This window comes from Bradyrhizobium sacchari, from assembly GCF_002068095.1.
GTDB classification, from domain to species: domain Bacteria; phylum Pseudomonadota; class Alphaproteobacteria; order Rhizobiales; family Xanthobacteraceae; genus Bradyrhizobium; species Bradyrhizobium sacchari.
On sequence record NZ_LWIG01000026.1, the window covers coordinates 324,751 to 338,734 of the forward strand.

General features: G+C 64.5%; 13 protein-coding genes. 5 read left to right on the forward strand and 8 right to left on the reverse strand.

Features of this window, described 5'->3' with window-relative positions:
* Nucleotides 1–82: 82 nt before the first annotated feature.
* Nucleotides 83–1,579, reverse strand: coding sequence for a CoA-acylating methylmalonate-semialdehyde dehydrogenase (locus tag A5906_RS25595; RefSeq protein WP_080138020.1), 1,497 nt, complete (start codon nucleotides 1,577–1,579; stop codon nucleotides 83–85).
* Between the two features lie 102 nt (nucleotides 1,580–1,681).
* Between A5906_RS25595 and A5906_RS25600 the strand changes: the two genes are divergently transcribed.
* Complete coding sequence (locus tag A5906_RS25600; RefSeq protein WP_080138021.1) at nucleotides 1,682–2,596, forward strand: LysR family transcriptional regulator; 915 nt, start codon at nucleotides 1,682–1,684, stop codon at nucleotides 2,594–2,596.
* Between the two features lie 129 nt (nucleotides 2,597–2,725).
* Here the strand turns inward: A5906_RS25600 and A5906_RS25605 are convergent, their stop codons facing one another.
* Together A5906_RS25605 and A5906_RS25610 are read right to left on the reverse strand one after the other, a co-directional pair.
* The gene (locus tag A5906_RS25605) at nucleotides 2,726–3,346 is read right to left on the reverse strand and encodes a TetR/AcrR family transcriptional regulator (RefSeq protein ID WP_080138022.1); all 621 of its coding nucleotides are present in this window, start codon (nucleotides 3,344–3,346) and stop codon (nucleotides 2,726–2,728) included.
* 70 nt (nucleotides 3,347–3,416) lie between these two features.
* Nucleotides 3,417–3,944 carry a PaaI family thioesterase gene (locus A5906_RS25610; RefSeq protein WP_080138023.1) on the reverse strand — a complete coding sequence of 176 codons (528 nt, stop codon included), beginning with the start codon at nucleotides 3,942–3,944 and terminating at the stop codon, nucleotides 3,417–3,419.
* 159 nt (nucleotides 3,945–4,103) lie between these two features.
* On the opposite strand from A5906_RS25610, the gene A5906_RS25615 reads away from it, so the two are divergent.
* The 3 genes from A5906_RS25615 to A5906_RS25625 all read left to right on the forward strand — a co-directional run bounded on the left by A5906_RS25615 (nucleotide 4,104) and on the right by A5906_RS25625 (nucleotide 7,793).
* On the forward strand, nucleotides 4,104–4,874 hold the full coding sequence (locus tag A5906_RS25615) for an enoyl-CoA hydratase (protein WP_080138024.1): 771 nt from the start codon (nucleotides 4,104–4,106) through the stop codon (nucleotides 4,872–4,874).
* 317 nt (nucleotides 4,875–5,191) lie between these two features.
* Entirely contained in the window at nucleotides 5,192–6,388 is a 1,197-nt protein-coding gene (locus A5906_RS25620) for an acetyl-CoA C-acyltransferase (RefSeq protein WP_080138025.1), read from the forward strand.
* A 109-nt stretch (nucleotides 6,389–6,497) separates the two neighbouring features.
* Nucleotides 6,498–7,793, forward strand: a complete 1,296-nt coding sequence (locus A5906_RS25625) for an MFS transporter (protein ID WP_080138026.1) — start codon at nucleotides 6,498–6,500, stop codon at nucleotides 7,791–7,793.
* Here A5906_RS25625 and A5906_RS25630 read toward each other — a convergent pair.
* The 3 genes from A5906_RS25630 to A5906_RS25640 all read right to left on the reverse strand — a co-directional run bounded on the left by A5906_RS25630 (nucleotide 7,790) and on the right by A5906_RS25640 (nucleotide 11,124).
* Nucleotides 7,790–9,193, reverse strand: a complete 1,404-nt coding sequence (locus tag A5906_RS25630) for a carbohydrate porin (protein ID WP_080138027.1) — start codon at nucleotides 9,191–9,193, stop codon at nucleotides 7,790–7,792. The two genes, A5906_RS25625 and A5906_RS25630, sit on opposite strands and share 4 nt — an antisense overlap.
* A 22-nt stretch (nucleotides 9,194–9,215) precedes the next feature.
* Nucleotides 9,216–10,232, reverse strand: a complete 1,017-nt coding sequence (locus A5906_RS25635; RefSeq protein ID WP_080138028.1) for a transporter — start codon at nucleotides 10,230–10,232, stop codon at nucleotides 9,216–9,218.
* Nucleotides 10,233–10,341: 109 nt separating this feature from the next.
* The gene (locus A5906_RS25640) at nucleotides 10,342–11,124 is read right to left on the reverse strand and encodes an acetoacetate decarboxylase (protein WP_080138029.1); all 783 of its coding nucleotides are present in this window, start codon (nucleotides 11,122–11,124) and stop codon (nucleotides 10,342–10,344) included.
* A 228-nt stretch (nucleotides 11,125–11,352) separates the two neighbouring features.
* Here A5906_RS25640 and A5906_RS25645 point away from each other — a divergent pair, with 228 nt between their 5' ends.
* Nucleotides 11,353–12,528: a patatin-like phospholipase family protein gene (locus A5906_RS25645; RefSeq protein ID WP_080138030.1), complete on the forward strand. Its 1,176-nt coding sequence runs from the start codon at nucleotides 11,353–11,355 to the stop codon at nucleotides 12,526–12,528.
* Between the two features lie 217 nt (nucleotides 12,529–12,745).
* Here the strand turns inward: A5906_RS25645 and A5906_RS25650 are convergent, their stop codons facing one another.
* Both A5906_RS25650 and A5906_RS25655 read right to left on the reverse strand, forming a co-directional pair.
* Nucleotides 12,746–13,414: a TadE/TadG family type IV pilus assembly protein gene (locus A5906_RS25650; RefSeq protein ID WP_080138031.1), complete on the reverse strand. Its 669-nt coding sequence runs from the start codon at nucleotides 13,412–13,414 to the stop codon at nucleotides 12,746–12,748.
* Nucleotides 13,414–13,974 carry a TadE/TadG family type IV pilus assembly protein gene (locus tag A5906_RS25655; protein WP_080138032.1) on the reverse strand — a complete coding sequence of 187 codons (561 nt, stop codon included), beginning with the start codon at nucleotides 13,972–13,974 and terminating at the stop codon, nucleotides 13,414–13,416. The genes A5906_RS25650 and A5906_RS25655 overlap by 1 nt, the downstream gene beginning before the upstream one ends.
* Between the last annotated feature and the right edge of the window lie 10 nt (nucleotides 13,975–13,984).

Sequence of the window (13,984 nt, forward strand, 5' to 3'; positions counted from 1 at the left end):
GCGACGAAGCAATCCGGACTGTCTCTGCGGAAAGATCCTGGACTGCTTCGCTGCGCTCGCAATGACAGGCTGGGCTACAGCCTTACTTCATCAGCGGGATCGAGAACTCCGCACCTTCCTTGACGCCGGACGGCCAGCGCGAGGTCACCGTCTTGGTCTTGGTGTAGAAGCGGACCGAATCCGGACCGTGCTGGTTGAGATCGCCGAAGCCCGACTTCTTCCAGCCGCCGAAGGTGTAATAGGCGATCGGCACCGGGATCGGCACGTTGATGCCGACCATGCCGACATTGACCTTGGCCGCGAAATCGCGCGCGGCGTCGCCGTCGCGGGTGAAGATGGCAACGCCGTTGCCGTAGTCATGGTCGGACGGCAGCGCCAGCGCTTCCTTGTAGTCATGCGCGCGCACGACCGAGAGCACCGGGCCGAAGATCTCTTCCTTGTAGATCCGCATGTCCTTGGTGACGTTGTCGAACAGCGAACCGCCGAGATAGAAGCCCTTCTCGTAGCCCTGCATCTTGAAGCCACGGCCATCGACGGCCAGCGTTGCGCCTTCCTTGATGCCGATGTCGATGTAGCCCTTGACCTTCTCGACCGCCTCGCGCGTCACCAGCGGACCGTAATCGGCTGACGGATCGATCGAGGTGCCGATCTTGAGCGACTCGACGCGCGGGATCAGCTTTTCCATCAGCCGGTCGGCGGTGGACTTGCCGACGGGCACGGCGACGGAAACCGCCATGCAGCGCTCGCCGGCCGAGCCGTAGCCGGCGCCGATCAGCGCGTCCACGGCCTGGTCCATGTCGGCGTCGGGCATGATGATGGCGTGGTTCTTGGCGCCACCAAAGCACTGGCAGCGCTTGCCGGTCTGGGCGGCGCGCTCATAGATGTATTGTGCGATCGGCGTCGAGCCGACGAAGCCGACGGCCTTGATGTCGGGATCGTCGAGGATGGCGTCGACCGCTTCCTTGTCGCCATTGACGACGTTGAGGATGCCGGCCGGCAGGCCCGCCTCCATCATGAGTTCAGCAAGCAGCATCGGCACGCCGGGGTCGCGCTCGGACGGCTTGAGAATGAAGGCGTTGCCGCAGGCGATCGCGGGAGCGAACTTCCACATCGGGATCATCGCCGGGAAATTGAACGGCGTGATCCCGGCGACGACGCCCAGCGGCTGACGCATGGAGTAGATGTCGATGCCGGGGCCGGCGCCTTCGGTGTACTCGCCCTTCATCAGATGCGGGATGCCACACGCGAACTCGGCGACTTCGAGGCCGCGCTGGATGTCACCCTTGGCGTCGGGCACGGTCTTGCCGTGCTCGCGGGCGAGGAGTTCGGCGAGCTTGTCATAGTCGCGCTGCACCAGCTCGACGAACTTCATCATGACGCGGGCACGGCGCTGCGGGTTGGTCGCGGCCCATTCGGGCTGCGCGGCGCGGGCATTCTCGACGGCGGCACGGACTTCGGCCTTGGACGCCAGCGCCACCTTGGCCTGCACGTCACCGGTCATCGGCTCGAAAACGTCGGCGGTGCGGCCAGAGGTGCCCTTGACCTCCTTGCCACCGATGAAATGTCCGATTGAACGCATGGAATGGTCTCCTTCAGGCCGAGCTGGAACGCTTTGACAAATCCTATTGACCTGCATTTTATAGGATTCAAGTCTGAGATAATGCACCATAGATGTGCGAAAATGCTGGATCAAGGCGCTATCGACTGGGACGACTTTCGCTTCGTGCTCGCCATCGTGCGGGGCGGCTCGGTGTCGGCTGCGGCAAAACAGCTCGGCGTCGACCATGCGACCGTGATCCGCCGCGTCGACCGGCTGGAAAAGCACCTCTCGGCCAAGCTGTTTGACCGGCGCAAGACCGGCTATCTCCTCACCGAGGCCGGCCAGCGCGTCGCCGACAGCGCCGAAGCGATGGAATCGACCATCGTCGCCAACCAGGAGCAGGTCGGCGGTTCGGTGGCGCGGCTGACCGGGACGGTAAGGATCGGCGCCCCTGATGGCTTCGGCACCGCCTTCCTGGCGCCACGGCTGGCGCCGTTCGCGGACCGTTATCCCGATTTAGACCTGCAACTTGTGGCTACCGCGCGGCTGTTCAGTCTCTCCAAGCGCGAGGCGGACATCGCGATCAGCCTGACCATGCCGAAGGAAGGCCGCATCGTCGGCCGCAAGCTGCTCGACTATCGGCTCGGGCTTTATGCCGCGCCGGGCTATCTCGACCGCTTCCCTGAGATCACCTCCCGGCAGGATTTGGTGCAGCACCGCTTCGTCGGCTATATCGAGGAGCTGCTGTTCACGCCGGAGCTCGACTATCTGCCGCAGGTGTCGCCGCGGATCTCCGCGCGCTTCCGCAGCGCCAATCTGATCGCGCAGCTCAACGCCACCCTCTCCGGCTTCGGAATCGCCGTGCTGCCGCATTTCATGGCAAGCGACTATCCACAGCTGGTCGCGGTGCTGCCGGACGAGATCTCGATCACGCGGACATTCTGGATGCTGATGCATGCCGACAGCAAGGACCTGGCGCGGATCAGGGCGGTAGCGGATTACGTCAGTGAGATCGTGGAGCGCGAGCGGGCGCTGTTTGCGGGAAGGCCTTCGTAGGGTGAGTTAGCTGAAGGCGTAACCCACCTCTTGCCTCTGCGGATAAACACAGCGGTGGGTTACGCCCGGCGACTGCGCGTCGCCTGGCCGACAGGGCTCACCCACCCTACGCATTCAACGGCATATCTCCTAATTCTGCTTCGCCTTCTTCGCCGCTGCCACCTTCGGCTCGCGCTTGGCGCCCTCGAGCGCGCTGTCCCTGCCCGCCTTCAGCACCTCGTCCGACAATTCGCTGGAGCCGGCGATGCGCGCGAGCAGCATGGTGCCGGCCATCGTCGCCAGCGTCGCGATCGCCTGCTTGCGGGCGGCCTTGCGCGGCACGTTCGGAATGAAGTCGGTCATCATCTCGATCATCTCGTCGAGCTTGCCCGCGAAGGCTTTGCGCGTTTTCGGGCTCTCGCGGGCGATCTCGGCGCCGAGTGCAGGGATCGAGCAACCATGGCCGGGATTGTCGCGGTGCAGCCCCGACAGGTAGGCCTCCGCGATCAGCGCCAGCCGCTTGTCCGGCGCGGCCTCGCCGGTGATCTTGCGCCAGTGCTCCATCGAGCGGTCCATGGCGTAGCCAAAGGCCTCGATCACCAGCGCCTCGCGGGAATCGAAATGCGCGTAGAAGCCGCCATGGGTCAGGCCCGCCTCCTTCATGAGGTCGGCGACGCCGATGCCATGGGCGCCCTTCTCGCGCAGCCGCACCGAGGCCTTCTTGACGATCCGGTCGTGGGTTTCCTGCTTGTGTTCCCGGGAATAGCGCATGGACGTCTCATTGCATGTCGGAGATCATCTCATAACACAGAAATGGACTAGGCGATGAATTAATTCGCGTTCAGACATTGCCGATCATGGAAAAGGTTGCAGTTGCATGCACCGCCAGCGCACCCTTGCCGTCGCGGGCAAATCCCTCAGTGTAGCTGGTCTGGCGTCCCAGCTTGATGATCTTGCCTTCGGCCGAGATCAGCCCGGAACGGACCGACAGCGGGCGCAGAAAGGTCATTTTCAGGTCGAGGGTCACGGACGACTGCCCAGCCTCCAGCCGGGTCGAGATCGCGCAGCCCATGGCGGTATCGATCAGCGCGGCAGCGGTCGCGCCATGCAGGAGGCCGATGGTATTTTCGAGATCCTCGCGCGGCTCCAGTTCCATGACGATCCGGCCCGGCTCGACCACGGCCATGGTGAAGCCGATCAGCTTTGCGAAGGGCGGCGGTGGCAGCCGGCCGTCGCGGATGCCGAGCATCGCGTCCATGCCTGAAAGGCCCATGGCCACCTTGGCGACCGGTGCAGGCATCTGCCAGTCCACCACCCGTTCACGCCGTTGCGTGGGCGAAAACAGGTCAAGTTGATCGTTACCGGTCATGGCAGCCTCATTGAATGATATACGTCATACTATGCCACGGACTTCACGCTGGCAACTCCGCTTCTGCGCCCCCGCCCGCTTGACAAGCAGGACGTTTCGGCCCGGAAGTGGTTCGATCGGCGCGCCTCGCGCATGTCCACGAAACCTCCGAGATCCAAAATGGAAATGCTCAACAACCACTGCGGCATCACACGCGAAGCGCGCGGCGTCGTCCATGTCGCGATCTGCAACGCCGGCCCGCTGAATATTCTGAGCTCGCCCGTGACCGACGCGGTGCGCGAAGGCCTGCAGCAGCTCTCTTCCGACCGCAGCATCCGCGTCGTCGTGCTGCGCGGCCAAAGCGAGAAGAGCATGATCGGCGGCGCCGACATCAAGGAGATGATCAGGCTCGACCAGACATCGGCAGAAGCCTTCATCAGCCGCCTGCGCGATCTCTGCGAGGCCGTGCGCCAATTCCCTGCCCCGGTGATCGCACGCATGCCCGGCTGGTGCCTCGGCGGCGGACTCGAGGTCGCCGCCGCCTGCGATTTCCGCGTCGCCGCGCACGACGCCCATTTCGGGATGCCGGAGGTCCGCGTCGGCATCCCCTCGGTGATCCATGCCGCCCTGCTGCCGCGCCTGATCGGCTGGGCCCGCGCACGCTGGCTGGTGATGACGGCGGAGAACATCGACGCAGCCACCGCACTGGCCTGGGGACTGATCGACAAGGTCGCGCCGGAGGGCGGACTGGATGCCGAGATCGAGCACTTGGTGAAGGCATTGCTCGAATGCGGCCCCGAGGCGCTGCGGTCGCAGAAGGCGCTGCTGCGGCAATGGGAGGAGCTGCCGCTGACGGAGTCGGTGAATTTGAGCATCAAGGTGTTCGGCGAGTCGTTCCTGACGGACGAGCCGACCCGGCTGATGGGCGCTTTTGTGAACCGGAAGGGTTAGACGCGCTACCGCGCTCAGTTAAGCTCTCTCCACTCTAAAGGTGTCATGCCCCGGCTTGATCGGGGCATCCAGTACGCCGTGGCTTCTCGGCTCAACCACATTCGTCTCTGGAATACTGGATCGCCCGGTCTAGAGGCGATGACAGCAGTGTCTGTGGAACGAGCACGGCGCTCTCAACGCCACCTGGCCCCTCCCCCGCTCGCACGATCAAATCTCATGCGAAGCGCAAGATTTTCTCATCCTCGCCGCGGTTGCTTTTTTTGCGCCGCATCATATGATGCTCATAATCTTACCCATCATCGCCAGGGAGTCCCGTCATGGCCGAAGCCGCCGATCCCGTCGTCATCGTTTCCGCCGCCCGCACCCCGCTCGGCCGCTTTATGGGCGAGCTGTCGCCGCTTCCCGCGCACAAGCTCGGATCGCACGTGATCGGCGCGGCGCTGGAGCGCGCGAAGCTTGCGCCTGAAAAGGTCGATGAGGTCTTCATGGGGTGCGTGCTGCCGGCCGGACAAGGCCAGGCGCCGGCGCGCCAGGCGGCACGTAACGCCGGACTTCCCGACGCCACCGGCGCCACCACGGTGAACAAGGTCTGCGGCTCCGGCATGAAGGCGACCATGCTGGCGCACGACATCATCCGCGCCGGCTCGGCCGAGATCGTCGTCTCCGGCGGCATGGAGAGCATGAGCAACGCGCCCTACCTGCTGGCAAAAGCGCGCGGCGGCTACCGCGCCGGCCATGATCGCATCATCGACCACATGATGATGGACGGCCTCGAGGACGCCTACGAGACCGGCCGCTCGATGGGCGATTTCGGCGAGGCGACCGCGGAGGCCTATCAGTTCACCCGCAAGGACCAGGATGCCTACGCGATGGAGACGCTCAGCCGCGCCCGCAGGGCGGTCGAAGGCGGCGCGTTCACGACGGAGATTGCGCCGATCACGCTGACGGAGAAGGCCGGCCCGCGCGTCATCGCCAACGACGAGCATCCGCTGAAAGTTGATCCCGCAAAGATCCCCGGGCTGAAGCCGGCGTTCCGCGCCAACGGCACGATAACGCCGGCCGCCTCCTCCGCCAATGCCGACGGAGCTGCCGCGCTGGTGCTGACGAAGCGCTCGCTCGCCGACCGCAGCGGCCTGCCTGTACTCGCTGAGATCAAGGGCCACGCCACCCACAGCCAGGAGCCGCAATGGTTCACCACGGCACCGATCCCGGCGATCCGCAAGCTGCTGGACAAGGTCGGCTGGAGTGCTGGCGATGTCGACCTGTTCGAGATCAACGAGGCTTTTGCCGTGGTGGCGATGGCGGCGCAGCGCGATCTCGGCATCGCCAGAGAGAGGCTGAACGTCAACGGCGGCGCCTGCGCGCTCGGCCATCCGATCGGCGCCACCGGCGCGCGGCTGATCGTGACGCTGCTGCACGCATTGGAGGCGCAGAACCTCAAGCGCGGCATCGCGGCGCTCTGCATCGGCGGCGGCGAGGCCACCGCGATCGCGGTGGAGCGCCAAACGCATTAGCGTCAATGTCCGAAATTGAGGGAAGTCTGGCATTTCAGACTTGCCTCAACTGTGTCAGATTGCAACGATGGCGCGGGTCCTTGGGGCTCGCCAACAAGACTGAGGCCCAATGATCTCGAACTGGCTCGCGGCAGCACTGTCCCGCCGCAATATCCACTATGGCTGGGTAATGGTCGGCGTGACCTTCCTTGCCGCGCTGATCAGCGCCGGCACGGTCGGCGCACCCGGCGTGTTCATCGTTCCCCTGCAGAAGGAGTTCGGTTGGAGCACGGCGCAGATCTCCTCCGCGCTGTCGATCCGCTTCATCCTGTTCGGGCTGATGGCGCCGTTCGCCGCCGCCCTGCTCAACCGCTACGGCCTGCGCAACGTCACGCTGGCCGCGCAGCTCATCGTCGTCACGGCGCTGGTGCTTTCGCTCGGCATGACCGAGATCTGGCAGCTCATCGCGCTGTGGGGCGTCGTGATCGGCATCGGCACCGGCATGACCGCGCTGGTGCTCGGTGCGACCATCGCGACGCGCTGGTTCGCGGCAAGACGCGGCCTCGTCGTCGGCATCATGACCGCGAGCGTCGCCACCGGCCAGCTCGTATTCCTGCCGCTGCTGGCCAGCCTGACCGAACGCTTCGGCTGGCGGCTGGCGCTCGGCTTCGTCTGCATCATGCTCGGCGTCTCCGCGCTGGCCGTGCTGCTCGCGATGCGCGACCGGCCGAGCGATGTGGGCTTGCGCCCCTTCGGTGACGAGGGCACCGAGCCCCTGCCCGCACCGCCCGTCAGCCACGGCTCGATCACGGCGGTGGCGCTCGGCACGCTGCGCGACGCCTCGAAGTCGACCGCGTTCTGGATCCTGTTTGCGACCTTCTTCGTCTGCGGCGCCTCGACCAACGGCCTCGTCCAGGTCCACCTGATCCCGATGTGCCTCGATTTCGGCATTCCGCAGGTGCAGGCCGCAAGCCTGCTCGCCGCGATGGGCATCTTCGATTTCTTCGGCACCATCATGTCGGGCTGGCTGTCGGATCGCTACGACAACCGCTATCTGCTGTTCTGGTACTACGGCCTGCGCGGGCTCTCGCTGATCTTCCTGCCCTTCAGCGATTTCTCGTTCTATGGGCTCTCGATCTTCGCGATGTTCTACGGGCTCGACTGGATCGCCACGGTGCCACCCACCGTGCGCCTCACCGCGCAGAAGTTCGGGCCCGAGCGCGCCAATCTGGTGTTCGGCTGGATTTTTGCCGGCCATCAGCTCGGCGCAGGCACTGCGGCGTTCGGCGCCGGCTTCTCGCGGACGGTGTATCAGAGCTATCTGCCGGCCTTCTTCATCGCCGGCGCGCTCTGCGTGTTCGCCGCGCTGATCGTGCTGGCGCTGTCGCGGCAGCCGAAGACCGAGCCGAAGCCGGCGATGGCCTAATATCTGATCGTGGTGGTGACGCCGAACACTGCGGCGTCACCGATCCGCAAGACCCCGGTCGGATCATTCGGGTTCGGGATGCCGCCCGAGGGGCGGAAGACGTACTGGAAGTAAGGCGCGATCAGCCAGCCCGGCTTGATGTGCGCTTCGTAGATCATCTCGAGCAGGGTCTCGTTGCTGCGCACCGGCCCCTGGACGCCGGTATAGAAATTCGTATCGATATCCAGATCGCGCGCGGGCTTCGAGATCCGCATATAGGCCATCGCCATGCCGAAGCGGTCGAGCGGACGGCCGGGCGTGAAGCCGACGAAGCCAATACCGCCGTCCAGATAAAGATCGATCAAATTGCGGTCCGGTGGGCTGTAGGCGATGCGGGCGAACGCCGTGATGCCCGGGAGCGAGGCCGAGGTGCTGTTCTCCTTCACTTCCGGCGGGCGATAGAGCACCTGCTCGATCACGGCGAAGACGCCGTAGTTGCCGCGCAGCTTGGCCGGAATGCCGCTGCCGCCGGGATCCGCAATCGACTGGCCTTCCGCCGTTAAACGCTGGCTGTCGAACGCGCCATAGTGCCTCCAGGCGCCGGGCGTGAAGTTGCCGGCGAGAGGATGGCCGCCAATATCGATGTCGTAATTAAAGCGGACCTGCCCGATCACCCAGGGCGGATCGTTGACGCGGAATGCGAGGCCGTGATGGTCGCGGAGTTGGGGGTCCTGATCGCCCGGTCCTGATGGATCGCCGTTGAACACCGCGCCGAACAATGTGACCTGGTCCGACAGCGCGGCCTTGACGCGAATGCCGGGCACCGCGATCGGCGGCGCCGGGCCGCCGGCTGGGAGGTTGCTCGCCTTGATCGCCGGCCAGCCGAAGGTGCCGTTGATAAAGAGGTCATCGGTCTCGCTGTCGAAGAACTCGACATCCGCCGCCTGCTGGCCGGCCCTGATATTCAGGGCGCCGTTGAAAAAATTCTGCTCGAAATAGGCGCTGTAGAGCCGCTGGTCGGGCAGCGCCTCGATCTCGCTGATGGTGGCAAGATTCATTACGTAGTTGCGGGAGAGCCCCTGCCCGTAGATCACAAAGGCATTGGCGTAGAAGCGCCCGCCAGTCCAGCCGACCAGCTTGTCGAGATCGGCATCGACCGACAGATCGAGCCGGCCGAAATGGATGGCGCCGCGCTTCACGCCGCCGGAGACGTTGGCGATGTTGTCCGCGATGTAGGTGGCACCGAAGTTGAGGCCCTTGTTGGCGAGCCCGTCATGCCACTCGTTGAACCATTTCGGCGCCAGCCATTCGGCCGCGCTCTCGTCCTTGGCACCGGCGAATGCGCTGGTGCTGGCTGCCGTGCAGGCCAGCGCCATGGCAGCCGCGCGGCACAACAGAAAGCTATGGGCAGTCCCGATCACGGCCGATATCCGGTGGCATACTCTACTTGAATATGCCCGTCCGCCGCATGAAGAGATAGGCCGCGCCGACGGACGAGGCCATCAGCACTGCCGCCCAGAGGAAGCCGGTCTCGACGTCGGTGAGCGGCAGGCCTTTGGTGTTCATGCCAAAGATGCCGGTGATCAGCGTCGGCGGCAGCAAGAGCGAGGTCACGATCGAGAGCGTGTGGAGGTGGCGGTTGCTCTCCTCCTCGTTCTTGAAGCGCAACTCCTCTTCGAGCAGGCGGCTGCGCTCGCGCAGCTCGACGATGTCGTGATCGAGACCGTCGAGCCGCTGCGCCAACTTGCCGGCGTGGATGCGAAGCGCGGGCGAGAGGTGATCGGTGTTCTTCTGGTCGAGACGGTGGAACAGCACGCGCAGGCCGGTGAGCTGGCGGTGCAGCCTCACGCAAGTCCGGCGCAGGCGTCCCAGGTTGCGGCGCATCTCGGGCTTGGCGTCATCGGCGAGAATGCGCTCCTCGATGTCGTCGATCTCCTGTCCGAGCTTGTCGGCCATCCGGTCGAGCGTGTCGGCGACCTCGTCGACGATCTTTTCCAGGAGATGGGCGACATTGTCGACGCGGTAGCCGCCTTCGAGCACCCGGCGCGTCGCATCGGCCGAGCACAGCGCCTGATGACGGCCACTGACCAGCAGGCGCTCGGTCATGGCGAAACGCAGGAACGCAGTCTCCTCCGTCGGGCTGTCGATCTCGCGGACGAGATCGGAGAACACACCGTAGACGCAATGATCGATGACGTGGAGCTGCTGGAAGGTGTCGTTGCAGAGCAGCAGTTCGCGCGCGAGCGGCGGCAGGCTTGACGCCGCGATCCATGGACGCACGCGCGCGTCCGTCAGGTTGAAATGCAGCCAGAGCCGGCCGTCATGGCTGAACTCGATCGGCTGGTCGATCGCCAGCGCCTCGGCGCTGCCGTCGCTGTGCAGACGGAACGCCCAGACCAAGCCGGGAATGGCAGGCACAGTCTCCAATATCGCGCTGACTAGCTTTGCCGGCTCAGCCATGGATAGCCCCAACCGTCAACAATGCCCCGCCTCCGGCCGATGGCTGACGGCATCGTCCGGCTCTCGCGGATACTCAATTACGCCAATGTTACAGTTTGATGATGGCGCCCTACTCTGCGGCAAGCGCCGTCGCGGCCATGGCTTCGGCTTCCTTGACATAGTCGTGCACGACACGGCCGAACGGCAGCGTCAGGTCGGCGATATAATGATGCGCGCCGATGCAGCGGCGGACCGGGAAATCCGCAACCGGTGCATTCACATGCGGCACCAGGTGCAGCCGGCCGGGTCCGATCCAGGAGCCTTTCGGCACGATGTCGACGAGATTGATCGCGACGAGCTGGCAGACCTCGAGGCGGCCGTCGACGCCGGGGATCATCTTCAGATTGATTTGCGTCTTCGACAGCGTGGCGCGGGTGAGATCGCCGTTGCCGGCCATGCTTTCGTGCTTGTAGCCCATCGTGCCCATGGCGACGAGCTGGCCGGCATATTCCAGCGTACCCGTCAGCGTGTCCTTGACGATCTCGAGCTTGGGATGGGCGTACTTCTTGGGGAAGCCCCAGATCTCGCGGCCCGCCGCGATCGGCGGATCGTCGTCCAGATACATCTGCGAGACGAAGTTGACCTCCTCGCCGTTGAGGCGCGCGGGGATGACGAGGCCGGATTCGGTGTAGCTGCCGAAGCCGGAGGAGTCTGGCATCTTGATCCACTCGTAGTGCACGATCGGCTGCTCGATCGGCTCCAGCGGCTCAGGCAGGCCGGCGCGGATCAGCTCCGGGTCGGTCTCGTAGGTGATGACCAGGAATTCGCGGTTGACGAAACGGTAAGGCCCGGCCGGATAGCTCGGCCCTGCCGCCGGCATGGACGGAAGTCTCAGCAAATCTTCCCTGCGCATCGCGCCTCTCCTGTGATGTCTAAAGATGTCGGCCCGGCAGCTCGAAGGCTTGATGCAAATTGCTAGCCGCCGTCATTGACTGCGATGTGAAGGATTTCCGTCAGCCGCACGACCTGCTGCCATTCCCGCTTTGGCTATCCTGCATGCAGCCGATGCATCGGCTCCGAATTTGTCATCACGCCGTCACCGCCGGACGCAATCGTTTGGAGAAGGCAGGGAGGCATCACCATGGACGCCCACACGTCGCAACCGGCATATCAGACCCGTCAGCCGCCTTCGCGGGGCTGGCGCCCCGAGCGCTGCGACCGCGTCGCGCTGGTGCTGCAGGGAGGCGGTGCGCTCGGCGCCTACCAAGCCGGCGTCTACCAGGCGCTTCACGAGGCCGGCATCGAGCCCGACTGGGTCTGCGGCGTCTCGATCGGCGCCATCAACTCAGCGATCATCGCCGGCAACCGGCCGGAGAAACGGCTGGAGGCGCTGCGCATCTTCTGGGAGCGCATCACCAACCGCAAGATCTGGCACTACACGCCCGACGGCGACGTCTTCCGCCAGTGGCGCAACCTCACCAGCGCGTGGATGACCTCGGCGATGGGCCAACCCGGCTTCTTCACCCCGCATCAGGTCAATCCCTGGTTCAGTCCGGTCGGCGCCAGGACCGCGACGAGCTACTACGACACGGCGCCCTTGCGCGACAGCCTGAAGGAACTCGTCGACTTCGATCTCATCAACGAGAAGAAGGTCCGCTTCGCCGTCGGCGCGGTCAACGTGCTCTCGGGCAACTTCATCTATTTCGACAACGCCCATGACGAGATCGGGCCGGAGCACATCATGGCCTCGGGCGCCCTGCCCCCGGCGCTGCCGATGGTGCGGATCGGCACCGATCATTTCTGGGACGGCGGCATCGTCTCCAACACACCGCTGCAGCATCTGCTCGACCAGGAGGATGACCTGAACTCGCTGGTGTTCCAGGTCGACCTGTTCAGCGCGCGCGGCGTGCTGCCGCGCTCGATCCAGGACGTGATGGCCCGCCACAAGGACATCATGTATTCCTCGCGCACGCGCCACAACACCGACGTCTACCGCCGCACGCACAATCTCAAGGTCCTGCTCTACAAGGCGCTGGCGAAGCTGCCGGAGGAGCAGCTCTCCGAGGAGGAGCGAAAGCTGAAAGCGAGCCTGCGCAACATGCCGGAGATCGCGATCCTGCACCTGATCTACCAGCAGAAGGCCTATGAGGGCGACGCCAAGGACCACGAGTTCTCGGGCACCTCGATGCGCGAGCATTGGGCGTCCGGCTACGAGGACACCAAGCGCACCCTGAAGCGCCGCGACTGGATCAAGATGCCGGACGAAGGCATGGGGCTGGTCGTGCACGACGTGCACCGGGAGACCGAGAGCGCATGAGACTCGGTTTCTGGAAGCGTCCAAACAAAAAGTGCGAAAACAACCCCATGCACAGTAGCCGGGGCGTGCTGTATCAATGACTTAGCGCGCCGGCCCGGCGATTTGACTTGTCGGGCAAAACAGGGGCATAATGCGACTATTCCGAATTTCCTTCTCCGCCGCTCCGCGGAGGCGCGTGATGGGGCTGACGCCACCGTGCGCTGTTCCGGATGATGCCTCAGCAGCTCTTCTGCTGCAGATGCTGGATGCAGGTGCAGGTCGTCGACGTCGACGTATATTTCACGTCGTAGTACGGAAAGCTCGACGAGGCCGGGCTGTTCGTCGAGCAGCGCGGGAACAGGTAATAGCTGTCGCTCAGCTTAACCGTGCCGGCAATGGTGTAGCCGAGGTTCGTCGTGTAATTATAGGTCACCTCGCTCAGAATGAGCGAGATGTTCTTATTACTGGGATTGTTCGGGTCAGGCGCGGTGAACGATGACAAGGTCATCGGATCGCCCTTCTTCCTCGCCGCCGTCGCACCGGCGGTCGACTCGCTCCATTGCACGGTCGCGTTTCCATTGCCGTCGGTGGAGACCTGGGACACCGTGATCGTAATGAGCGAAGCCCCGCTGGAATCCTTGACGGCATAAGGCGCCATGATTGCCTGCGCCGAGCCGAGAATGGCCTGCATGCGGGTCGTGCTGATCGACGTGTTCTGCGTGACCATGTCGGCGACACTGTGCGCGGTGGCGCTGACCTTGACGTTCATCGCCAGCCCGTTCCCGAGCTCGACGCCACCGATGTAGAGCACCAGCATGAACGGCGCCACGATGGCGAACTCCGTCGCTGCAACAGCGCGGTCGTCGGCTAGCAGGCGCCGAGCGCGAGACGACAAGGCGGCGATCATCAGGAGGCTCCTGGCTCGTTCTGGAACGCGGCCGACGAGGTGAGCAGCCGGTTGCCGGTCGAAAGGTTCGAGAGGTTGAAACCGAGCGGCCCGAGCTGGACGGGCCATATGTACATCACCCGGAGAACGACGATGTCGCCCGCATCTCCCGGATTGTATTGCCAGGTGTTCGTGACGGCTCCCGAAGCGTTGAAGGTCAAGGTCGGCATGCCCGTGTTGGCGGCGGACCACGAATTGGCCACCTGCAGGTCAACCATCAGACCACTGCAAGTGAACAGGATCGAGATCTGGTCGCAGACCTTCTGCTTGAAGGCGGCCTGGCTCATCTGCGCAGACTGCACCTGCCCGGTCATGACGAGACGCGCGGACTGACGCGCGATGTTTTCGAGCAGCTGTTGGGCAAAGAAGACGAGGAACGTCTGAAGGAGTGCGATGATGAGGGCGAGGAATGGCGCCGCGACGAGCGCGAATTCAACGGCCGTGGCACCCCTGCTGTCGCGCGCGAAAGCAGCGCAGCGACGGCGGCGCCCCTTTTTCGTTGTACCCTTTGGACCAGTCATGGCGCTTTCT